At 64.5% G+C, this 22074-nt stretch carries 18 protein-coding genes and 2 pseudogenes; 10 read left to right on the top strand and 10 right to left on the bottom strand.

From position 1 onward, the window contains the following. Positions 1 to 50: 50 nt before the first annotated feature. Genes P3W97_RS03815 through P3W97_RS03805 form a run of 3 tightly spaced genes read right to left on the bottom strand, consistent with a single transcriptional unit; the run spans position 51 to position 3274 of the window. Positions 51 to 1181, bottom strand: coding sequence for a YbdK family carboxylate-amine ligase (locus P3W97_RS03815; protein WP_300843936.1), 1131 nt, complete (start codon positions 1179 to 1181; stop codon positions 51 to 53). 4 nt (positions 1182 to 1185) lie between these two features. Beyond that, on the bottom strand, positions 1186 to 2364 hold the full coding sequence (locus P3W97_RS03810; RefSeq protein ID WP_300843934.1) for a cation:proton antiporter: 1179 nt from the start codon (positions 2362 to 2364) through the stop codon (positions 1186 to 1188). A gap of 40 nt (positions 2365 to 2404) precedes the next feature. Beyond that, positions 2405 to 3274, bottom strand: a complete 870-nt coding sequence (locus P3W97_RS03805) for an SAM-dependent methyltransferase (protein ID WP_300843932.1) — start codon at positions 3272 to 3274, stop codon at positions 2405 to 2407. 103 nt (positions 3275 to 3377) lie between these two features. On the opposite strand from P3W97_RS03805, the gene P3W97_RS03800 reads away from it, so the two are divergent. Then, positions 3378 to 3968, top strand: a complete 591-nt coding sequence (locus P3W97_RS03800; protein ID WP_300843930.1) for a hypothetical protein — start codon at positions 3378 to 3380, stop codon at positions 3966 to 3968. A gap of 6 nt (positions 3969 to 3974) precedes the next feature. On the opposite strand, the gene htpG is transcribed toward P3W97_RS03800, so the two are convergent. From htpG to P3W97_RS03785, 3 genes are all read right to left on the bottom strand, one after another. After that, positions 3975 to 5930 carry a molecular chaperone HtpG gene (gene htpG, locus P3W97_RS03795; RefSeq protein ID WP_300843928.1) on the bottom strand — a complete coding sequence of 652 codons (1956 nt, stop codon included), beginning with the start codon at positions 5928 to 5930 and terminating at the stop codon, positions 3975 to 3977. A 117-nt stretch (positions 5931 to 6047) separates the two neighbouring features. Continuing rightward, on the bottom strand, positions 6048 to 6704 hold the full coding sequence (locus P3W97_RS03790; protein WP_300843926.1) for a pseudouridine synthase: 657 nt from the start codon (positions 6702 to 6704) through the stop codon (positions 6048 to 6050). Between the two features lie 42 nt (positions 6705 to 6746). Continuing rightward, positions 6747 to 7463, bottom strand: coding sequence for a Crp/Fnr family transcriptional regulator (locus P3W97_RS03785; protein WP_300843924.1), 717 nt, complete (start codon positions 7461 to 7463; stop codon positions 6747 to 6749). A 205-nt stretch (positions 7464 to 7668) separates the two neighbouring features. Here P3W97_RS03785 and P3W97_RS03780 point away from each other — a divergent pair, with 205 nt between their 5' ends. The 9 genes and pseudogenes from P3W97_RS03780 to P3W97_RS03740 all read left to right on the top strand — a co-directional run. After that, positions 7669 to 9615, top strand: a complete 1947-nt coding sequence (locus P3W97_RS03780) for a long-chain fatty acid--CoA ligase (protein WP_300843923.1) — start codon at positions 7669 to 7671, stop codon at positions 9613 to 9615. 40 nt (positions 9616 to 9655) lie between these two features. Further along, entirely contained in the window at positions 9656 to 10441 is a 786-nt protein-coding gene (locus P3W97_RS03775) for an ABC transporter ATP-binding protein (protein ID WP_300843921.1), read from the top strand. 12 nt (positions 10442 to 10453) lie between these two features. Continuing rightward, positions 10454 to 11383 (top strand): branched-chain amino acid ABC transporter permease, encoded by a 930-nt coding sequence (locus tag P3W97_RS03770; protein WP_300843919.1) that lies wholly within the window; start codon positions 10454 to 10456, stop codon positions 11381 to 11383. Positions 11384 to 11394: 11 nt separating this feature from the next. After that, positions 11395 to 12471 (top strand): branched-chain amino acid ABC transporter permease, encoded by a 1077-nt coding sequence (locus P3W97_RS03765; RefSeq protein WP_300843917.1) that lies wholly within the window; start codon positions 11395 to 11397, stop codon positions 12469 to 12471. 46 nt (positions 12472 to 12517) lie between these two features. Further along, positions 12518 to 13855, top strand: coding sequence for an ABC transporter substrate-binding protein (locus P3W97_RS03760; protein WP_300843915.1), 1338 nt, complete (start codon positions 12518 to 12520; stop codon positions 13853 to 13855). A gap of 147 nt (positions 13856 to 14002) precedes the next feature. Further along, positions 14003 to 14812: an ABC transporter ATP-binding protein gene (locus P3W97_RS03755; protein WP_300843913.1), complete on the top strand. Its 810-nt coding sequence runs from the start codon at positions 14003 to 14005 to the stop codon at positions 14810 to 14812. A gap of 46 nt (positions 14813 to 14858) precedes the next feature. Then, positions 14859 to 16124 carry a phenylacetate--CoA ligase family protein gene (locus P3W97_RS03750; RefSeq protein ID WP_300843911.1) on the top strand — a complete coding sequence of 422 codons (1266 nt, stop codon included), beginning with the start codon at positions 14859 to 14861 and terminating at the stop codon, positions 16122 to 16124. Positions 16125 to 16234: 110 nt separating this feature from the next. Next, positions 16235 to 18120, top strand: a pseudogene (locus P3W97_RS03745) (potassium transporter Kup). Between the two features lie 88 nt (positions 18121 to 18208). Continuing rightward, positions 18209 to 18742, top strand: a pseudogene (locus P3W97_RS03740) (hypothetical protein); the annotation flags it as partial. Between the two features lie 14 nt (positions 18743 to 18756). Here P3W97_RS03740 and P3W97_RS03735 read toward each other — a convergent pair. From P3W97_RS03735 to P3W97_RS03720, 4 genes are all read right to left on the bottom strand, one after another. Continuing rightward, positions 18757 to 19086 carry a DUF1840 domain-containing protein gene (locus P3W97_RS03735; RefSeq protein ID WP_300843909.1) on the bottom strand — a complete coding sequence of 110 codons (330 nt, stop codon included), beginning with the start codon at positions 19084 to 19086 and terminating at the stop codon, positions 18757 to 18759. Between the two features lie 71 nt (positions 19087 to 19157). Next, the gene (locus P3W97_RS03730) at positions 19158 to 20030 is read right to left on the bottom strand and encodes a MinD/ParA family protein (protein WP_300843907.1); all 873 of its coding nucleotides are present in this window, start codon (positions 20028 to 20030) and stop codon (positions 19158 to 19160) included. 22 nt (positions 20031 to 20052) lie between these two features. Beyond that, the gene (locus tag P3W97_RS03725; protein ID WP_300843905.1) at positions 20053 to 20778 is read right to left on the bottom strand and encodes a GGDEF domain-containing protein; all 726 of its coding nucleotides are present in this window, start codon (positions 20776 to 20778) and stop codon (positions 20053 to 20055) included. Positions 20779 to 20888: 110 nt separating this feature from the next. Further along, a complete protein-coding gene (locus P3W97_RS03720; protein WP_300843959.1) occupies positions 20889 to 21950 on the bottom strand; it encodes a homocysteine S-methyltransferase family protein in 1062 nt (353 codons plus the stop codon). Positions 21951 to 22074 lie beyond the last annotated feature (124 nt).

Genomic DNA, 22074 nt, shown 5'->3' with positions numbered 1-22074 from the left:
ATGTGAAAGCGCTCGCCCGTCTGACACGGGCCCAACGGGGCGAGCGCCGATCAGCTTAGCATGCCATCGCGCAGCGCGTCGACCGCAGCGCGCACCACCGCCTGGATGCTGCCGGTACGCGCATGCGCCGCGCGCAACTGGCGCGCGTGGTTGCCGGCTGCGCCAGCCACCGCCTCCAGCTCCGCCAGCGCTGCTGAGCTGTCCAGTGCCTGTGCGTGCGGCTCCAGTCGGCGCAGCGTGGCCAGGATGTCCTCCCGGATCGACAGCGGCTCGCGCGTGCGCGGATGCACCATCGTGCCCTCCAGCCCAAAGCGACACGCCTGGAAGCGGTTGTAGGTGTAGACCAGGTAGTCGTCCTCCTGCGGTGGCGGCTCGCCGCCCTCCAGTAGATGGCGGCACAGCGCCTGCAGGTAGCACGCCAACGCCGCAGCGCGCTCCACCGTCAGCGGCGTATCGCAAACGCGCAGCTCGATCGTGCCGTACTCGGGCTTGGGGCGGATGTCCCAGTAGAAGTCCTTCATCGACTTCACGACACCGGTGGACTCCATCTTGCGGAAGTAGCCCTGCTCGAAGTCGTCCCAGTGCAAGACGAACGGCGCGCGACCGCTGAGGGGAAATGCAAACACCGAGTTCAGCCGCGCCGAGTCGAACAGCGTATCCACCCCCTGGAAGAATGGCGAGGCAGCCGACAGCGCGATGAAGTGCGGCACATAGCGGTTGAGCGCGTGCAGCAGGAACAGCGCCTCGTCCGCCGAGCGGCAACCAATGTGCACATGCTGGCCAAAGACCGTGAACTGCTTGGCCAGATAGCCATACAGGCCGGAGAGCTGCTGAAAGCGCGGCTTGTCGAAGATGCGCTGCTCGAACCAGCGCTGAAAGGGATGTGTGCCGCCGCCAGCCAGCTCGATGTTGAGCCGCTCGGCCGCCGCCAGCAGCGTATCCCGGATTGCACGCAGCTGCGCTAGCAATTCGTCGTGGCGCGTATGCACACCGGTGGCAATCTCGATCATGCTCTGCGTCATCTCGGGCGTGACGCTGCCCGGAAACGGTGCGCGCTTGAGCAGCGCAAGCAGGTCGTCTGCCCCCGGCGTCAGGTCCAGGTCGTAGGGATGGACGATTTGCAGTTCCAACTCCACGCCCATCGTGAGCGCGTCAGACTGCATAAATGACTCCAGTGGCATCGCATCACCCCTGATCCTCTGGCCGCGGCGGCGCGGCGACCGCCGCCTCGCGCGCCGCGCGCAGCGCCCACGCAGCCAGCAGCGGGCCGAGCAGCTCGGCCCACAACAGGGCTGCGGCCAGCTGGTGCAACACCGTTGCGGCCGGCTCCACGCCCAGCGCCGCGCTGCGCTCCAGCAACAGCAGCGTCAGCGCCGACATCGGCAGCAGCACCACGCCGGTGAGCACACCCTTTCGTGCGCCGATGCCGGCAGGCCACGCCAGCGCCACATTGACGGCGACTGACACCAGCAGCCGCGCTGCCAGCACCAGCGCCGCCATCGCCCACACGCCCGGCTCGGCCAGCGCCGGCCACACTGTGCGCGAGCCGACGTAGACGAACAGGAACACCCCGAGCAGCCAACCCAGCGTGCCAAAGTTGCGCTGCACTGCGGCGGCCAACGTTTGCCGCTCGCGCAGCATGACACCGAAGCTCAGCGCCGCCAGCAGCGGCGATAATTTCAGCGTATCGGCCACCACCGTCAGCCAAACCAATGCCAGCGCGTAGCCGACGGTGGGCACCTGCGGCGCCGCAAATGGGCCGCGCACCAGCCATCCCAACACCACCGCCAGCGCCATGCCCAGGCCCACCGAGGCCACCAGCGCATAGCCGCCGGCCAGCAACGCCGCCAGCCAGTCGTCGGCGCTGCGAACGAACCAGTGGGTGCTGACTGCCTTGACCAACAGGACCGCCAGCACCGACAACAGCGCTGCCTGGTGCAATGCACGCTCGGTCACTTGTCCGCCGGCGCGCAAATCGTTGACGACGCGCAACAAACCGGCCGGCGAAGCGGCCACCGCCACCGCCGCCAACAGCCAGCGCACATCCGGCGCCAAGCCCAACCACCCGCCAGCCCAGCCCAGGAGCACGAACAACGCCAGCCCCTGCAGCAGCGCTGCCGCAGCCACCCACGGGTTGGCGCGTAGCCAACGCAGCCGGATGCGATGTCCGAGCTCGAACAGCACGAGCGCCAGCGCCAACTGTGCCAGCAGCGCCAGCACCGAGCCGTCCACCAGCGTGGGGGCAGGGGCCGCGAAGCTGGCCAGCAAGCCCACCGCCACATAAACGCTGACCCGCGGCCAGCCCCGAGGCTGCGCACGCTCGCCCAACCACCACGCCAACCACAGCAGGGCCGGCCATGTCACCAACAACTGCACCGCGCTTACCCCGCCTCGTCGTCTGTCGTTATACGGATGGGACGGCAAAGCGGCCTCTGAGTTCCGCCAGCCCCAGGTCATCGAGCATGTGGGTCAGGCGAACGGCTGCGCTGTGCTTGCGCCGACCGGTGCGGCGCGCGATGATGAGCTCGTTTTTCATGGAGTGCTCCCAGCCCACCAGCTCGGTCACCGTCACCTCGTAGCCGCTTGCCTCGAGCCGCAAGCAGCGCAGCACATTGGTGACCTGGCTGCCGAACTCGCGCGTGTGCAGCGGATGACGCCACAACTCGGCCAGCGGCGTGCGCGCCAACTGCAGCGCCTTGTTGCGCCGCAAGGCTGCGGCGACTTCCGCCTGGCAGCACGGCACCAAGACGATGGCACGCGCCTGGCGCTGCAGGGCAAACTCGATGGCATCGTCGGTGGCTGTGTCGCAGGCGTGCAGCGCCGTCACCACGTCCACCTGAGCGGGCAGCGCGGCCATCGCCTCACGGACCGTGGCGGCCACAAAGTGCATGCGCGCAAAGCCCAGTCGCTGGGCCAAGACAGCTGCGCGTTCGACCAACTCGGGCCGCGCCTCCACCCCCCAGACGGTCCCTACCGGGCGCGCCAGGCAAAACCGGTCGTAGAGCAAAAAACCCAGATACGATTTGCCCGCACCGTGGTCCACCAGGGTCACATCACCGCGCTCGGCCAGGGCTGCTTGCAGCAAGGGCTCGATGAACTGTAACAGGTGATTGACCTGCTTGAGCTTGCGCCGCGAATCCTGGTTGAGCCGCCCGTCGCGCGTGAGGATGTGCAGTTCTTGCAGCAACGCGATCGACTGTCCGGGATGCAGCTCTGCCAGCACCTCAGGGGCTGGCCCTGCGGGCGATCGTCGCGGGGATGGGGATCGGGTCATGGGCCAATCATACGGGCAGGGTCGGGGGTATACGACACACAAGCGCCCGAGGCAGTGCTAGGATTGAAACCGCCGGGGCTGCGGCCCGGCTGAGGAGACTGCCATGAGCACCATCGTCGGCTATGTGACGCCGAACCTGCCAGAAAACAAATTGCGGCGCTATCCGACCAAAGTCATCAATATCGTGGGCGGCCCAGGCTGTGATAAGTCGCTGTACTCCTCGGCCATCGTGCTCAAACTGCATCTGATGCACAAAACCGTGGAGTTGGTGCCTGAGGTGGCCAAGTCCCTGGTTTGGCAAGGTGACTACGAGGCGCTGCGCAATCAATACGGCATTGCGTTACACCAATTTCGCCTGCTGGAGGTGCTCGATGGCCAGGTGCATTATCTGGTGACCGAAGGCGGGCTGCCGCAATTGCTGTATTACAACGCCTACCATCCGGATAACGTGTGCGACGTGGACAAGACGCGCCGCCAGATCCTGGAGTGGTACCGGCAATTCGACAATGTGAACATCTTTGCCCAGCGCGACCTGGACAAGCCGTATGTTCGCGCAGGGCGGCTGCAGGATGAAAACCGCGCGCGCGAAATGGACAACGAGATGCGCACTCTGCTCGCATCGGAGGGCATCAAGTACACCCTGATGCCCCCGGATCACCGAAAAATCATCGAATTTACCGGGACACTGGGGTAAGCGGTGTCATCCCTCGCCTGGGTGCTTGCCCACCAGCAGCGCATTGACGCGGCGCACATAGCCAGCCGGGTCCTCCGGCAGGCCGCCTTCGGCCAGCAAAGCTTGGTCAAACAGGATGTGGGCCAGGTCCTCGAACTGCGGATGCGAATCCAGCTTTTGCACCAGCGCATGGCCGGGATTGACCTCGAGGATGGGCTTGACCTCCGGCGCCTTCTGCCCCGCCTGCTTGAGCAGCCGCGCCAATTGCATGGAGTATTCGCCGTCCTCCACCACCAGGCAAGCGGGTGAATCGACCAGCCGCGCCGTCACCCGCACATCCTTGGCCTTGTCCTTGAGGGCTTCCTTGAGTTTGTCGAGCACGGGCTTGAAGGCCTCGGCCGCCTGCTCGGCCGCTTTCTTTTCTTCTTCGTCCTGCAGCTTGCCCAGGTCCACCGCGCCTTTGGCCACGCTGTGCAGCGGCGTGCCGTCGAATTCGTGCAAGAACGACAGCGCCCACTCATCGACGCGGTCGGTCATCAGCAGCACTTCGATGCCCTTCTTGCGAAAAATTTCGAGCTGCGGGCTGTTCTTGGCCGCAGCCAAGGTGTCGGCGGTGATGTAGTAGATCGCCTCTTGTCCCTCCTTCATGCGCGCCTTGTAATCGGCCAGGCTGACGTTGACCGCATCGCTGTGGGTCGAGGCAAAGCGCAACAGCCTGGCGATGCGCTCACGGTTCGCAAAGTCCTCGCCCAAGCCTTCCTTGAGCACGGCGCCAAACTCGGCATAGAAGCGGCTGTATTTGCCAGCCTGCCGCTCGGCGTCGGCTTTCTCGTCGGCGCTGAGCTGCTCCCAGGCCTCGCCGGTGGGCAGCACGTCTTTCTTGGCCAGCTCTTCCAGCATGGACAGCACGCGGCGCGTGTTGCCGTCGCGGATGGCTTTCACATCGCGGCTTTCCTGCAGCAGCTCGCGGCTGACGTTCAGCGGCAGGTCGGCCGAGTCGATCACCCCTTTGACCCAGCGCAGGTACGCGGGCATCAGCGCTTCCGCGTCGTCCATGATGAAGACGCGCTTGACATACAGCTTCACCCCGCCGCGCTTGTCGCGGTTCCACAGATCGAATGGCGCCTTGGCCGGGATATAGAGCAGTTGGGTGTACTCGGTGCTGCCCTCGACGCGGTTGTGGCTCCAGGCCAGCGGGGCCTCGCTGTCGTAGCTCAGGTTTTTGTAGAACTCGATGTACTGCTCGTCGCTGATGTCCTTCTTGGGCCGCGTCCACAGGGCGCTGGCGCTGTTGACCGCCTCCCACTCGTCTTTCAGCACATATTCGCCCTTGTCTTTGTCCCACTCCTCTTTTTGCATAAGGATGGGCAGGCTGATGTGGTCGGAGTACTTGCCGATGATGGACTTGAGCTTCCAGCGGTTGAGGTATTCGCTGGCGTCGTCGCGCAGGTGCAGGATGACGCGGGTGCCGCGCTCGGCGCGGGTGATGGTTTCGGTGTCGAAGGCACCGCTGCCGTCGCTGCTCCAACGCACCCCCTGCTCGGGCGGCAAGCCGGCGCGGCGGCTTTCCACCGTGATGCGATCGGCCACGATGAATCCGGAGTAGAAGCCCACCCCGAACTGGCCGATCAATTGCGCGTCCTGCTTCTGATCGCCCGAGAGCCGTTGCAAAAAGTCGCGTGTGCCGCTCTTGGCGATGGTACCCAGGTGTTCGATGGCCTCGGCCTCGCTCATGCCGATCCCGTTGTCGGTGATGGTGATGGTCTTGGCCGCCTTGTCGAAGGCAACGCGGATCTCCAGGTTGGGCTGGTCCTCGTACAGCGAGGCGTCGGCCAGGGCTTCGAAGCGCAGCTTGTCGCAGGCATCGGAGGCGTTGGAGATCAGCTCGCGCAAGAAGATGTCGGGATTGGAGTACAGCGAATGCGTGACCAGGTGCAGCAGCCGGGCCACTTCGGCCTGAAAGGCGTGGGTGTGCTTGCTCATGGGGCTCGATGGTTAGGCGGACAATCCAAGCGATGACACTGGGGCGCGACACGCCCTAGGCGGACCACCCCAAACGATGCGGCAGATGAGGGCAGGCGCTGCCGTTTCAAGGCCCATTCAAAAGCGCTCTTGCTCGCCCAGATAGCGCCATCGACCGGGCGGCAGCGCCCCGAGCGTGACTCGGCCGATGCGCACGCGCTTGAGGCCCACCACATGCAGGCCCACCAACTCGCACATGCGGCGGATCTGGCGCTTGCGGCCCTCGGTGAGCACGAAGCGCAACTGCGCGGGATTGATCCACTCCACCTGGGCAGGGCGCAGCGGTACGCCGTCCAGCGCCAGTCCATGGCGCAGCCGCGCCAGCGCCTGCGCCGGAAAAACGGCCTGCACATTCTGCGCCACCACACCGGGGCCCTTGCGGCCGCCAGGGGCCCACTGCACCCGCACCAGGTATTCCTTGTCCACTGCCGAGTGCTCGCCCACGATGGCCTTGGCCACCCGACCGTCCTGCGTCAGCACGAGCAGCCCAGTGGAGTCGATGTCGAGACGCCCCGCCGGTGCCAGCCCGCGGGCGTGCGCCAGCTCGAAGCACCGGGGACAGCGGTCCTCGCGCCAACGGGTTTGGGGATCCTCACGGTCGGCCTCGCCGACGAGCGGCCCCAGCACGGCTGGCTGGCCGTTGACGCGCACCCACCCGCGCGCGATCCAATCATCGGCCTCGCGACGGGAACACAAGCCCAGCGCCGCCATCCGCTTGTTCAAACGCATGCTCATGGCGGGACTGTAACCCGCCCGCGGGTGCGCCCGCGTACCACGTCAAACCATCCCGCGCCCGGCGCTGCGCAGCGTATCCAAATCGAGCACGCGCAGCCCCCCATACTCCACCCGAATCGCCCCGGCTTGCTGCCAGCGTGACAGCGCCAGGTTGACGCGCTGGCGCGACAGCCCGACCAAGTAGGCCAGCTCCTGCTGGGTGATGCGCAGCACCTGCCCCACGCCCGGAAAGAGGCCCGGGTGGAACAAATTGGCCAGGCTGCGAGCGATGCGCACGTCTGGATCGGTGATGCGGTCGATCTCGCGCGCAGCAATGAATTGGCCGAGCCGCTCGTTGAGCTGATTCATCACAAAGCGGTTAAAGCCAATGGAGTGGTCCAGCAGCCAATGGAAGGTCTCGACAGGCAGTCCTGCCACCAAGCTGCGCCGCAGCGCCTGGATGTTGTAGCGGTACGCCTCGCGCTTGAGTGCGGTGCCCTCACCAAACCAGCCGCCCGGCGCCACACCGGTAAAGGTCATGATCGGCCCCTGGCTGTCATCGTTGCTCATCTTGAGCAGCCCGTCGATCAGACCAAACCAATAGGTCACGGGTCGGCCCACGCGGCAGATGAAGTCCCCCGGCTCTGCCTCGCTGACCACGAGTGCGGCCTGCGCCCGCTCCCGCTCGGCCCCCTCCAGCGACCCGATCCAGGGGATGCTGTCCAGTTCAGCAGCGCTCAGGGCACGGGCGCGCTGCCGCAGTCGATGGGCTTGGCTCACGGTGATCCTTCGAACTCCCCACTGTGGTGTCGCCATTGTTCGCCCGCACCCTCCCGCTCCCCCAAGCACCTAGGGAAAGTCCCAGTCAGGGCAACCCCTAGATTGTCAACGGGCGGACAGAATAACGTCAAACATGCCCGTACATTTGCCCCTATATAGCGGCATCGCCTCGTGCACATACGGCCGCTGCGGCAGAGGAGCCTGTATGCGAACGACATTTCCCCGCTTGCTGATTCAGCACGCGAGTGCGCGCCCGGATGCGCCCGCCATGCGCGAAAAAGAGTACGGCATCTGGCAAACGACCACCTGGCGCCAAATGCTGGACCGGGTGCGGCACATCGCCGCCGGTCTGCATCAACTCGGCCTGCAACGAGGGGAGCATCTGGTGGTGATCGGATCCAACCGCCCCAGCCTGTATGCCACCATGCTGGCCACGCAGTCGCTCGGCGCCATCCCGGTGCCGCTGTACCAGGACGCCGTGGCGGCCGAATGTGTTTTCCCGATCAACAACGCGCAGGTGCGCTTCGCCGTCGTGGAAGACCAGGAACAGGTCGACAAGATGCTGGAGATCCGGCCCGAATGTCCACAGGTGGCGCACATCCTGTTCGACGACCCGCGCGGCCTGCGCAACTACGACGAGCCCGGCCTGGCGGGGCTGAAGGAAATCGAGGCTGCCGGCGCCGTGTTCTGCCAAGAGCATCCCGATTTCTTTCTGGAAGAGGTGGAAAAAGCCCGTCCGGACGATGTGGCGGCGATGTTCTTCACCTCGGGCACCACCGGCAACCCCAAAGGTGTGGTGCACACCCACTTCTCGCTGCTCAACCGCGCCGAGGTCGGCGCCAAGTTCGACCAGCTGACCGAGAAGGAAGAGGTGCTGGCCTATCTGCCGCCGGCGTGGATTGGCCAAAACATCTTCAGCTACGCGCAGTGGCTGGCCTGCGGCTACGTGGTCAACTGCCCCGAATCCGCCAGCACCGTGATGATCGATCTCAAGGAAATCGGGCCAACCTATTACTTTGCGCCACCGCGTGTATTCGAGGGACTATTGACCAACGTCATGATTCGCATGGAAGACGCCGGCACCCTCAAGCGCAAACTGTTCCACGCCTTCATGGATGTGGCGCGCCGCGTCGGCCCGCAACTGATGGACGGCAAGCCCGTCGGCCTGGGCGAGCGGCTGCTGTACGCGCTGGGCAATGTCCTGATCTACGGCCCGCTGCGCAACACACTCGGGTTTTCGCGCGTGCGGGTGGCGTACACGGCTGGCGAAGCCATCGGCCCGGATCTGTTCACTTTCTACCGCTCGATCGGCATCAACCTCAAGCAGCTATACGGCTCCACCGAAACCGCCGTGTTCGTCTGCCTGCAACCCGACCACGAGGTCAAGGCCGACACGGTCGGCGTGCCCTGTGAGGGGGTGGAAATCAAGCTGTCCGAGCAGGGCGAGATCCTGGTGCGCTCGCCCGGGCTGCTCAAGGAGTACTACAAAAACCCCAAGGCCACCGCCGAGGTGTTGGATGCCGACGGCTGGTACCACACCAGCGATGCGGGTTTTCTCGACAGCACCGGCCATTTGAAGATCATCGATCGCGTCAAGGATGTGGGACGCCTCAAAGGCGGGCCCAATGACGGGGCCATGTTTGCGCCCAAGTATGTGGAGAACAAACTCAAGTTTTTTTCCTACATCAAGGAGGCGGTGGCTTTTGGCGACGGGCGCGACAAGGTCTGCGCGATGATCAACATTGACTTCGAGGCCGTGGGCAACTGGGCCGAGCGCCGCAACCTGCCCTACACCGGCTACACGGATCTTGCCTGCAAACCCGAGGTCTACGCCCTCATCCATGAATGCGTCGAGAAGTACAACGCCGACCTCAGCCGCGACCAGATGTTATCGGGCAGTCAAATCCACCGTTTCCTGATCCTGCACAAGGAGCTCGACGCCGATGACGGCGAGCTGACGCGCACCAACAAGGTCCGCCGCGGTTTCATCGGCGAGAAGTACGGCGTGCTCGTGGATGCGCTGTACGGCGGCAAGACCGAGCAGTACATCGAGACCCAGGTCAAGTTCGAGGATGGCCGCACCGGCCAGATCAGCGCAACCCTGCGGATCGCCGACGCCAAGACCTTCCCTCCCCTGAAGGCTGCAGCCTAAAGCACACGCCCGACGGCACTTCGACCTTTCAGGACGCCCCATGGCCCACAAGCAAATCGGCGACGTCATCCTCGACGTCCAAAACATCAGCCTGCGATTCGGGGGCGTCAAGGCGCTCACCGACATCTCGTTCAACGTACGCGAGCACGAAATCCGCGCCATCATCGGACCCAACGGCGCGGGCAAGAGCTCCATGCTCAATTGCATCAACGGCGTCTATACGCCGCAAGAGGGCTCGATTACCTTTCGTGGCCGGACGTTCAAGCACATGAACAGCCGCCAGGTCGCCGAAATGGGCATCGCACGCACCTTCCAAAACCTCGCCCTTTTCAAGGGCATGAGCGTGCTGGACAACATCATGACCGGACGCAACCTGCGCATGAAGAGCAACCTGTTGCTGCAGGCGCTGCGCATCGGCCCGGCCGAACGCGAGGAGGTCGCACACCGCGAAGTGGTAGAGCGCATCATCGACTTTTTGGAAATCCAGGCCTACCGCAAGACCCCCGTGGGCCAATTGCCATACGGCCTGCAAAAACGCGTGGACCTGGGCCGCGCCCTCGCGATGGAGCCGCAGGTGCTGCTGCTGGACGAGCCCATGGCCGGCATGAACGTCGAGGAAAAGCAGGACATGTGCCGCTTCATCCTCGACGTCAACGACGAATTCGGCACCACCATCGTGCTCATCGAGCACGACATGGGGGTGGTGATGGACATCTCCGACCGCGTCGTCGTGCTCGACTACGGCAAGAAGATCGGCGACGGCACGCCCGCCGAGGTGCGCACCAACGATGACGTCATCCGCGCCTACCTGGGCACGAGCCATTGAGGAGCCACCGACATGGGATTTTTTCTGGAAACCGTCTTCGGCGGCCTGATGGCCGGCATGCTGTATTCGCTGGTGGCACTCGGCTTCGTGCTGATCTTCAAGGCCTCCGGCGTGTTCAATTTCGCGCAGGGCGCGATGGTGCTGTTTGCCGCGTTGGCAATGGCGCGCTTTTCCGAGTGGCTGCCGCGTTGGCTGGGCTTCGAGAGCTTGCTGCTGGCCAACCTGCTGGCCTTTGCCGCGGCCGCAGTGTTGATGTTTGTCGTGGCATGGCTGGTCGAAGCGTTGGTGCTGCGCCACCTCGTCAACCAGGAAGGCGCGACGCTGCTGATGGCGACCCTGGGTATCTCCTACTTCCTTGACGGTGCCGGGCAGACCCTCTTCGGCAGTGATATCTACCCCATCAACATCGGCATGCCCAAGGACCCCATCTTCATCCTGGAGGGCGTGTTCGAAGGCGGCATCCTGCTCAACCAAGAGGACCTGATCGCCGCAGGCATCGCGGCCTTGCTGGTGGCGGCGCTGTCGCTGTTCTTCCAAAAGACCGCCACGGGCCGCGCCCTGCGCGCGGTGGCCGATGACCATCAGGCCGCGCAGTCCATCGGCATCCCGCTCAACCGCATCTGGGTGATCGTGTGGTGCGTGGCCGGGGTCGTGGCGCTGGTCGCCGGGATGATCTGGGGCTCCAAGCTCGGGGTGCAATTCTCCCTCACCACCATCGCCTTGCGGGCGCTGCCGGTCATCATCCTCGGCGGACTCACTTCGGTGCCGGGCGCCATCGTCGGCGGTCTGATCATCGGCGTCGGCGAAAAGCTCTCCGAGGTCTATCTGGGGCCCCTGGTCGGTGGCGGCATCGAAATCTGGTTCGCCTACGTTCTGGCGCTGATCTTCCTGCTGTTCCGTCCCCAGGGCCTGTTCGGCGAAAAGATCATCGACCGCGTTTGAGGTAAGCCATCATGTTCTACAGAGAAAACGGTCAGTTCAAAACCAGCTACCGCGCGGATCAGCAGATATTCCCGATCGCGCAGGACCGCTGGGCCATCCTCGCCCTGCTCGCCTTTGCCTTCGTTGGCGTGCCGCTGCTGGCGGACGAATACCTGTTTCGCGCCATCCTGATCCCGTTTCTGATCCTGTCGTTGGCAGCCATCGGAGTCAACATCCTGGTCGGCTATTGCGGCCAAATCTCGCTCGGCTCCGGGGCCTTCATGGCGGTCGGTGCTTACACGGCGTACAACGCCTATGTGCGCTTCGAGGGTATGCCGCTCATTGCCGCGCTGCTCATCGGTGGGCTGTGCGCCACGGTCGTGGGCATGTTCTTCGGTATCCCCAGCCTGCGCGTCAAGGGCCTGTACCTGGCGGTGGCGACTCTTGCCGCGCAGTTCTTCACCGACTGGGCCTTCCTGCGCATTGGCTGGTTCACCAACAACAACCCGTCGGGCTCGGTGTCGGTGTCCAACCTCAGTGTGCTGGGCTGGCAGATCGATACCCCCGTCGAAAAATATCTCTTCTCTCTGGGCTTCGTGGTGCTGTTTGCTCTGCTGGCCAAAAACCTGGTGCGCTCGGCCATTGGGCGCGAGTGGATGGCCATCCGCGACATGGATGTGGCCGCGGCGGTGATCGGCATCCGTCCGGTGTACGCCAAGCTGTCGGCATTCGCCGTGAGCTCCTTCATCGTCGGTGTGGCCGGCGCGCTGTGGGGCTTCATCCACCTAGGCTCGTGGGAGCCGGCGGCCTTCTCGATCGATCGCTCGTTCCAGCTGCTGTTCATGGTCATCATCGGTGGCCTGGGCTCGATCATGGGCAGTTTCTTCGGCGCGGCCTTCATCGTCGTGCTGCCCATCTTCCTTAACCAATTCCTGCCCTGGTTGGGCGGGTTGTTGGGGATTGACGTCTCGACCGCAGCAGTGTCCCATGCCGAATACATGATTTTCGGCTCGCTGATCGTGTGGTTCCTGATCGTCGAGCCCCACGGCCTGGCCAAGCTGTGGAGCATCGGCAAGCAAAAGCTGCGCATCTGGCCGTTCCCGCATTGATCATCGATTTCCCCACCCGTACTTCAACCATCCTAGGAGACAGACCATGAAGCTGCGTCCCGTGATCCTTGCTGCTGCGGCAGCGACTGCCGTCTTGTCCAGCGCGCTGGTCGGCCCCGCCGCCTACGCGCAGGCCAAGGAGCAATTCTTTCCCGTCTTGGTGTACCGCACCGGGGCCTACGCCCCCAACGGTGTGCCCTGGGCGAACGGCTTCGTGGACTACCTCAAGCTCACCAACGCCCGCGGCGGCATCAACGGCGTCAAGGTGAGTTGGGAGGAGTGCGAGACCGGCTACGCGACCGACCGCGGCGTCGAGTGCTACGAGCGCCTCAAGGGCAAAAACGGCGGCGCCAGCATGTTCCAGCCGCTGTCCACCGGCATCACCTTCGCGCTGACCGAAAAAGCCCCTGTGGACAAGATCCCGCTCATCACCGCCGGCTACGGTCGCAGCGAATCGCAGGACGGCGGCGTCTTCAAGTGGAACTTCCCGCTCGCGGGCACCTATTGGGTCGCGGGCGACGTGATCATCCAGCACATCGCCAAGAAGGAAGGCGGCTTCGACAAGCTCAAGGGCAAGAAGATCGCTTTGGTCTACCACGACAGCCCATTTGGCAAAGAGGCCATCCCCATCCTGCAGGAGCGTGCTGCGATGCACGGCTACCAGCTGTCGCTGCTGCCGGTGCCGCACCCGGGCGTGGAACAGAAGTCCACCTGGCTGCAGATCCGCCAACAGCGCCCCGACTACGTGATCAATTGGGGCTGGGGGGTGATGAACTCCACCCTGCTCAAAGAGGCGCAAGCCGTCGGCTATCCGCGCGACAAGATTTACGGGGTCTGGTGGGCCGGGGCCGAGCCGGATGTCAAGGACATCGGCGCAGGCGCCAAGGGCTACAACGCCATCACCATGCAGCATGGCGCCGAGCCCAACGCCCCCTTCATCCAGGAAATCCTGGAGAAGGTGCACGGCAAGGGCCAGGGCACGGGCCCCAAGGATGAGGTCGGCTCGGTGCTGTATGTGCGCGGGGCGATGAGCGCCATGCTGGCGATCGAGGGCGTGCGCCGCGCGCAAGAGCGCTTCGGCAAGGGCAAGGTCATGACCGGCGAGCAGGTGCGCTGGGGCCTGGAAAACCTGAACCTGACGCAGGCCAAACTCGACGCGCTGGGCTTCAAGGGTGTGATGCGGCCGATTTCGACGAGCTGCCAGGACCACATGGGCGCGGCCTGGGCCCGCATCCACACCTGGAACGGCAGCAAGTGGGAGTTCACGAGCGACTGGTACCAGGCGGACGAGCAGATCATCAAGCCGATGGTGCGCGCCGCGGCCGACAAGTACGCCGCCGAGAAGAAGATCGAGCGCCGCACCCCGCAGGACTGCCAGTCCTGATGATCCGGGCGAAGGGGGGCGGTCGGTCCATGCCGCCCCTCGCGGTGGGGGCAGGCGCTCCACAGTCCCCACCACCACCCGCCAGCGTCGGTCCGCGGCGCTGACGGGTGGTGCCTGCGCACCCAGCCACGTTACCGAGGTCACCCCATGACGACACCCGCACCCGTCCTCACCGTCAACGGCATCGAGGTCATCTACAACCACGTCATCCTCGTGCTCAAGGGCGTCTCGCTGCAGCTCGCCGAGGGCCAGATCGCCGCCATCCTGGGCGGCAATGGCGCTGGCAAGACCACGACCCTGCGCGCCATCTCCAACCTTCTCAAGGGCGAGCGCGGGGAGGTCACCAAGGGCTCGATCGAGCTGCGCGGCGAGCGCATCGAAAACCTCACGCCCGCCGACCTCGTCAAGCGCGGCGTGGTGCAGGTAATGGAGGGACGGCACTGCTTTGCCCACCTGACGATCGAGGAAAACCTGCTGACCGGCGCCTACACGCGCAAGGACAAGGGCGAGATCGCCGCCAACCTGGAAAAGGTCTACACCTACTTCCCGCGCCTGAAGACGCGCCGCACCAGCCAGGCTGCCTACACCTCCGGCGGCGAGCAGCAGATGTGCGCGATCGGCCGAGCCCTGATGGCCAACCCCAGCGTCGTGCTGCTGGACGAGCCGTCGATGGGGCTGGCGCCGCAGATCGTCGAAGAGGTGTTCGAGATCGTCAAGGACCTCAACCAAAAAGAAAAGGTCAGCTTCCTGATCGCCGAGCAAAACACCAACATGGCGCTGCGCTACGCCAACTACGGCTACATCATGGAGTCTGGCCGCATCGTCATGGATGGCGCCGCCGAAGACCTGCGCAACAACGAGGACGTCAAGGAGTTCTACCTCGGCATGGGCGGCGGCGAGCGCAAGAGCTTTCGCGACGTCAAGAGCTACAAGCGCCGCAAGCGCTGGCTGGCTTGACATCCCGCCCCATCGATTTCGCCCGCCGCCGCGCCGTTTGCTCACCATGCCCGCCTACCACGACTCTCTCGAAACCCGCGCCCCCGCCGAACGCGAGGCCGCGCTCTTCGCCGCCCTGCCCGATTTGATCGCCCATGCACGCGCGCATGGCGCCGCTTGGGCCGAACGCCTGGCCGACGTCGATCCGTTGCGCGTGACCTCGCGCGCCGAACTGGCCCGCCTGCCCGTGCTGCGCAAACACGATTTGATGGAGCGACAGCACGCCAGCCGCGCGGCCGGCGGCGACCCCTTCGCAGGGCTGTCGACGATCGGCTGGCGCGGGCTGCTGCAGGCACGCGGGGCGCGGCGCGTCTTCCAATCGCCCGGCCCCATTTACGAGCCCGAGGGGCAAGGCATCGACTACTGGCGCAGCGCGCGGGCGCTGACCGCCGCCGGCTTCGAGTCGGGCGACCTGATCCACAATGCCTTCAGCTACCACCTGACGCCCGGCGCATGGATCATGGAGGCGGGTGCGCAAGCGATCGGCTGCACGGTCTTCCCCGGCGGGGTGGGCAACACAGAGCAGCAGCTCGCTGCGATCATGGATCTCAAACCCGTGGGCTACTGCGGCACGCCGAGCTTTCTGCGCATCCTCGTGGAAAAAGCCGAGGCCGCTGGTGTGCGCCTGCCCATCCGTAAGGCACTGGTGTCCGGCGAGGCCTTCCCGCCCAGTCTGCGCGACTGGCTGGCCGAGCGCGGCATCGCGGCTTATCAGGCCTACGCGACGGCCGATGTCGGTCTGATCGCCTACGAGACCTCGGCTCGCGAAGGGCTGGTTTTGGATGAAAGCGTGATTCTGGAGATCGTGCGCCCTGGGACCGACGACCCTGTGCCCGACGGCGAGGTCGGCGAGGTGGTGGTCACGGCGCTCAATCCCGACTATCCGCTCATCCGCTTTGGCACGGGTGACCTGTCGGCGGTGCTGCCGGGGCCCTGCCCTACGGGCCGCACCAACACCCGCATTCGCGGCTGGCTTGGGCGCGCGGACCAGACCACCAAGATCAAGGGCATGTTCGTCCACCCTGCGCAAGTAGCCGAGGTGTTGCGCCGTCATCCCGAGGTGCGGCGCGCCCGGCTGGTGGTCAGCGGTCGCATGGCCGATGACCAGATGCTGCTGCGCGCCGAAACCGACACCCCATCAGAGGCGCTGAAACATGCGCTGCAGGAGTCGCTGCGCGACGCGACCAAGCTGCGCGGCGACGTTGAGCTGCTGACCATCGGTGCATTGCCCAACGATGGCAAGGTCATCGAGGACGCTCGCACCTACGACTGATCCCCCATGGACCGACCGCCGGGCGGTCGCCGTTGCTGCAACGCAACAGCCCGCAGCGCCCGTGGCGGGACAGGCGCACAATGGTGGCCTAGCAACCATCCCGGCGACCTTTGGCGCATCCCTCCTCTTCCGCGACCGACGGCTCCGAACTGGCGGCGCTGACGCTCGGCGCGCTCGGCGCCGCGTATGGCGACATCGGCACCAGTCCGCTGTACGCACTCAAAGAGGTCTTCACCTACGGCAATCTCGCGGTCACACCCGAAAACATCTTCGGCTTTCTGTCGCTGGTGTTTTGGACGCTGACGATCATCGTCTCGCTCAAGTATGTGACGCCGATCCTGCGGGCCGACAACAACGGCGAAGGGGGGCTGGTGGCCATGCTGGCGTTGGCCTCGATGGCGGTCGAGGACCGCCCCCACCTGCGCCGCCGGCTGCTCGCCATCGGTATCTTCGGCACCGCCATTTTTTTGGCGACGGCATCATTACGCCCGCCATTTCGGTGCTCTCGGCTGTGGAGGGTCTGGAGGTTGCCACCCCGAGCCTGGAGCCGTTCGTGGTGCCGGTCACCCTGGTGGTTCTGACCGCCCTGTTTGCGGCGCAAAAGCGGGGCAGCGCCAGCGTCGGCAAGCCGTTCGGCCCCGGCACAGCGGTGCAGTTCCTGGCGCTGGCGTTGCTTGGCGGCGCCCATGTTCGGCGCAATCCCGCCGTGCTGACGGCGGTCCTGCCACAGCATCCGCTGCGATTCATCATCGAGCAGCCGGGGCTGGCCTTCGTCTCGCTCGGGGCGATCGTGCTGTGCGTCACAGGGGCTGAGGCGCTCTATGCCGATCTGGGCCATTTCGGCAAACGAACCATCCGCCTGGCTTGGTTCGGACTGCTGATGCCGTCGCTGCTGCTCAACTAGTTCGGGCAGGGCGCGATGCTGCGGCAGCACCCGGAAAACGTCAGCAACCCGTTATAAGAGATGGTGCCCAGCTGGGCCCTGGTCCCGCTGATCGGCTTGGCCACCTGCGCCACGGTCATCGCCTCGCAAGCGCTGATTTCGGCGGCCTACGCGGTCACCAAGCAGGTCGTGCAGCTGGGCTATCTGCCGCGCCAGCGCATCCTGCACACCTCCGTGCGCGACACGGGCCAGATCTACGTTCCCTTCGTCAACTGGGCGCTGTACGGCGGCATCGTGAGCGCCGTTCTGCTGTTCGGCTCCAGCAGCGCACTGGCGTCGGCCTATGGCATCGCGGTCACGATCGACATGCTGATCACCACGGTGCTGACCTTCTTCGTCATCCGCTATGCATGGCGCTATCCATGGCTGCTGTGCGTGGCGACCACCGGCGCCTTTCTGGTCGTGGACGGGCTGTTTTTCTCCACCAACGCGGTCAAGGTAATCAACGGTGGCTGGTTCCCGCTGGCTATCGGCATTGTCATGTTCACGCTGATGACCACCTGGCAGCGCGGGCGCCAGTTGCTCGCGGAGCGGCTGCGCGACGAGGCGATCGACCTCAAGCTGTTTTTGGATTCGGTCTTTCTCAGCCCGCCGACGCGCGTGCCGGGCCCGGCGGTCTTTCTCAACACAGAGACTGGCGTGACGCCCAATGCACTGCTGCACAACCTCAAACACAACAAGGTGCTGCACGAGACGAACCTCTTTGTCTCCGTGCGCCACCACGAGGTGCCCTGGATCGGCTTCGACAAGCGGGTGGAGGTGGAGACGCTGGGTCACGACTGCTGGCGCGTGGTGCTGCACTTTGGCTTCAAGAACCACCCGGACGTGCCCGAGGCCCTCAAATTGCTGCGCAGCCACGGGGTGCAGTTAGACGAGATGGAGGCGTCCTACTTCCTCTCGCGCGAGATCGTGCTGCCCCGCCGCGGCGCTGGCATGACGACTTGGCGCGAAAAGCTATTTGCCGGTATGCACCGCAATGCGGCATCGGCGGCGGATTTTCTGAATCTGCCGGCCAACCGTGTGGTTGAACTAGGCGCCAAGATCGAAATCTGACCCCTTGGGTTTGGTTTCCCGGATGGCGCAACCCGTGCCACTCTGGCTAGTATCCGGCGCGTCATTCCGCTGGCCGGAGACCTCCCTGATAAAAGCGCTACTTGCCCTGGCGCTGTCGACCGTTGCCTTCGCGGCGGCCGCCCAAGACTTCCCCTCCAAACCCATCACCTTCGTGGTGCCCTTCGCCGCTGGCGGGCTGACCGATACCGTCGCACCCCAGTTGGCCGAGACGATACACAAGCACCTGAACAATGCGACGATCGTCGTCGAGAATGTCGTCGGCGCGGGCGGCACGATCGAGGTGATGTGCGACCAGACCCCCAACACCGCACACCAGATCGAGGGCGGTCGCATCAAGGCCTTTGCGTGACGGCAGCCAAACCCCTGTTCGACCACCCCACCCTGCGGCACTACCCCTCGCTGCAAGAAATGGAGCTAAAAGACTTCAGCCTGACCATCTGGCTAGCGCGACCCCGGCTTCGTCCAGAAGCAAAAGGCGCTGGGTGCCAGCGTCGCCGCACCGAACGACAAGCGCGTCACGCCCGAAGGCCACAAGGCCTTCGTCGCCAGCGAGATGGCCAAGATCAAGGCGGTGGTCGACGCCGCGGGCCAGTACGCTGACCGACCGCGCGGGGCTCAAACGCCCCAGACCACTTCGCAGCCCTCGCTTTGGCAGCGCTGCAGCATCTCGATGAAGGGCGCGACCCGGGCGCGCAGCGGCACGCGCTCCTCGGGGGGGACGGGGGGCTCCTCGCCCTGTGCCTCGGCCTCTTGCCGCTTGCGCTCGGCTTGCGCCTCTTCGGCCGCGACCGCCGCGCGCAGGGCCTCGATGGCCGCGGGTATCTGCTGCGGCAGGATGATGCCTGGCCCCTCGGGGTCCTTGCCCAGAATCTCCAGCACGCGACGCCCATTGGGTTGCAGCATCACCACATCGCCGGTGGCTTTGGACTTGAATCGGTACAGCATCGGCATTCTCCTGTCGAGGTGGGACACGCACACGCGCCGCGCCTGCCGGGAGGGCTGGACACAACCTGATGTCAGACCTGCTCTTGCGTGCGTAGCACCGTATCCTCCAGCCGGCCGGCAATCTGCGCCACCGCCAAGCTGGCCGGGCAGCCAGGCGCGTGCAACAACAGCAGCTGTCGGCGCATGACCGCCTCCTTAACGGCTTTGTCCACCGGAATATCCCCCATGTGGACCAGCCGAATAGGCTTGGGTTTGGCGTCCCCGGTGGCGGCGCCCCCACCGACGAAGCGATTCAACACAGCTTGCAGTTGAGCGGTGATCGCCCGACCATCCCCGGGACGTGCGGCCTGATTGACGATCAGTCGAACCAATTGGCGCTGCTGTTGGGTAGCCAGCACCTTGATGGTCGCATAAGCGTCGGTCAACGAGGTCGGCTCGGGCGTGGCTACCAACAATATCTCGCTCGCCAGCGACAAAGCAAACAGAACCACATCCGAAATCCCCGCGCCGGTGTCGAGCAACACCACGTCGAACCGGGGCACGACCTGCCCCATCAGACGCAGAAAATCCTCCCGAACTTCTGGCGTCAGGCGCGAGTACTCCACCATCCCCGAACCCGCCAACAATACCGAAAAGCCGCCCGGGGCCTTGATAATCGCGTCGTCGAGCCCGCATTTGCCGGTAAATACATCATGCAGCGTCAATTTGGGATACAAATTGAGCACCACATCCAGATTGGCCAGCCCCAGATCCGCATCCAGGACCAGCACGCGCAGCCCGCGCCGGGTCAGTGCCGCCGCCAAATTGGCCGAGATGAAGGTCTTGCCCACGCCACCTTTGCCGCTGGTGATCGCAATGACCCGCCCCTTGCTCGGCCGCAACAGCACCCCCCCGCTGTTTGTGGCGGATGCAGAGGGTGAGGCAGTGGTCAGGGATGTGTTCATGTCGAGGTTGCTCATCCGACGCTCAGATCGCATCGGCAGGATCGATGATAAGCCGGTCTGCATCGGGCCAGGCAAATAACAGCTCCTTTTCCTCGGCGCTGACTTCGCTGTGGGCGACCGGCTCGATCAAGATGCGGTTGCGCCCTTGGCGCTTGGCCTCATAGAGTTGGCGATCGGCCCGCTCCATCCAGTGCTCGATGGTCGAGCGCACCCAGGCGGGTGCATAGGCTCCCCCTCCACTGACCGTGACCTGCAACACCCCCACACCATCCGGCAAAGGAATCTGTGCACCCTCCACAGCAGCGCGCACGCGCTCGGCCAACTGCGCCCCTGACCCAGGGCCACAGTTCGGGAAAACGACCCCAAACTCCTCGCCCCCCAGACGCCCCACGGTGTCCATGGGGCGAATATGCGTTCTCAAGGTCTCGCCGACAGCGCGAAGCACCGCGTCACCTGCCAAATGTCCATAACGATCGTTCACCGACTTGAAATGATCGATATCCAGCATCAATAACAACGCCACTTCACCCGTTCGGCTGGAGCGGTCCAACTCCTGCGCCAACCGTGCCATGAAGGCACGACGGTTGGGCAATCCCGTCAGGGGGTCACGCTCGCTCAGTTCGCACAGGGCATCAATGATCGCTTGCAGCTCAACAGCCCCTGAGCCGTCTTCGCGCTCTGGCAACACCACCCCAGCCTGGCGAAGCAGGGCGCGGGCGTGGTCCAGGCGCAAAACGGGCATGCTCATCGGTCAGGATGGCCGGAGTGGACGCGTGCGATTCTCACGTACGGCACGCTAAGGCCGTTTGTCTTGGCCGAGTATACGCGCGTCGTGGGCCATGGCACTCCCGGGACAGGTCATTCGCTTCGATACCACCGCAGCGCGCGTGGCGCACATCCGGTAAGTGTGGCGCCTATGGCAGCGATGTGGTCGGGTGTGGTACCACAACACCCCCCGACGATGTTGACCAGCCCTTCCTCCGCAAAACCGTGCAACAAACGGGATGTATCCGCAGGCGTCTCGTCAAAGCCCGTCTCGCTCATCGGATTGGGCAAGCCAGCGTTGGGATAGCAGCTGATATAGGTATCCTCTGCCACCCGCGCCAGTTCTTGGATATACGGCTTCATCAATGCCGCGCCCAAAGCGCAATTCAATCCAACGGCCAACGGGCGTGCATGGCGGACACTCGCCCAAAAGGCCGCCACTGTCTGCCCACTGAGTAAGCGACCCGAGGCATCCGTCACCGTTCCACTGATCATCAGTGGCAAGCGCTCTCCGCTGTCGTCGAAAGCGCGCTCGATCGCAAACAACGCTGCCTTTGCGTTGAGGGTGTCGAAAATGGTTTCGACCAACAGCACATCCACCCCCCCTTCGATCAAGGCGAGAGCCTGCTCATGGTAAGCTTGCTCCAATTCATCGAAGGTTACATTACGCGCACCGGGGTCATTGACATCCGGGCTGATGCTCGCCGTGCGGGGTGTGGGCCCGATGGCCCCAGCCACGAATCGTGGTCGCTGCGCTGTCGCATAGCGATTGCAGGCCTCTCTGGCCAGACGCGCCGAAGCGAGGTTCATCTCTCGCGCCCAAACTTGCAGCCCGTAATCCGCTTGGGCAATCGACGTGGCACCGAATGTATTGGTCTCGATGATGTCGGCTCCCGCCGCCAGATAGCTTTCGTGAATCTGTCGCACCACATCTGGGCGGGTCAAACTCAGCAAATCGTTATTGCCTTTGAGATCCCCATCGTGATCGGCAAAGCGTGGATCCCCCGACTGTCCAGGTAACCGCGCCCCGCGGTACTGCACCTCATCGAGCCGGAAGCGCTGAATCATTGTGCCCATGGCGCCGTCGATCAGCACGATACGCTGCGCCAACAGATCCACCAACGCCTGTCCCCGCGTGTAAATATTCACCGCCATGTCCCACATTTTGCCGCACCCAAGCTGGCTCGCCTGCTCGCTAAAACGCAAAACCCCGAAAGCTCGTCTAGAACTTTCGGGGTTGCGGGGAATAACCGCCGGCATAACCGGCAGGGGCGGCACT

The organism is Tepidimonas sp. (assembly GCF_029335975.1).
Taxonomy (GTDB): Bacteria; Pseudomonadota; Gammaproteobacteria; order Burkholderiales; family Burkholderiaceae_C; genus Tepidimonas.
The sequence above is the reverse complement of the archived record's forward strand: the minus strand, read 5'-3'. Positions and strand labels throughout refer to the sequence as shown.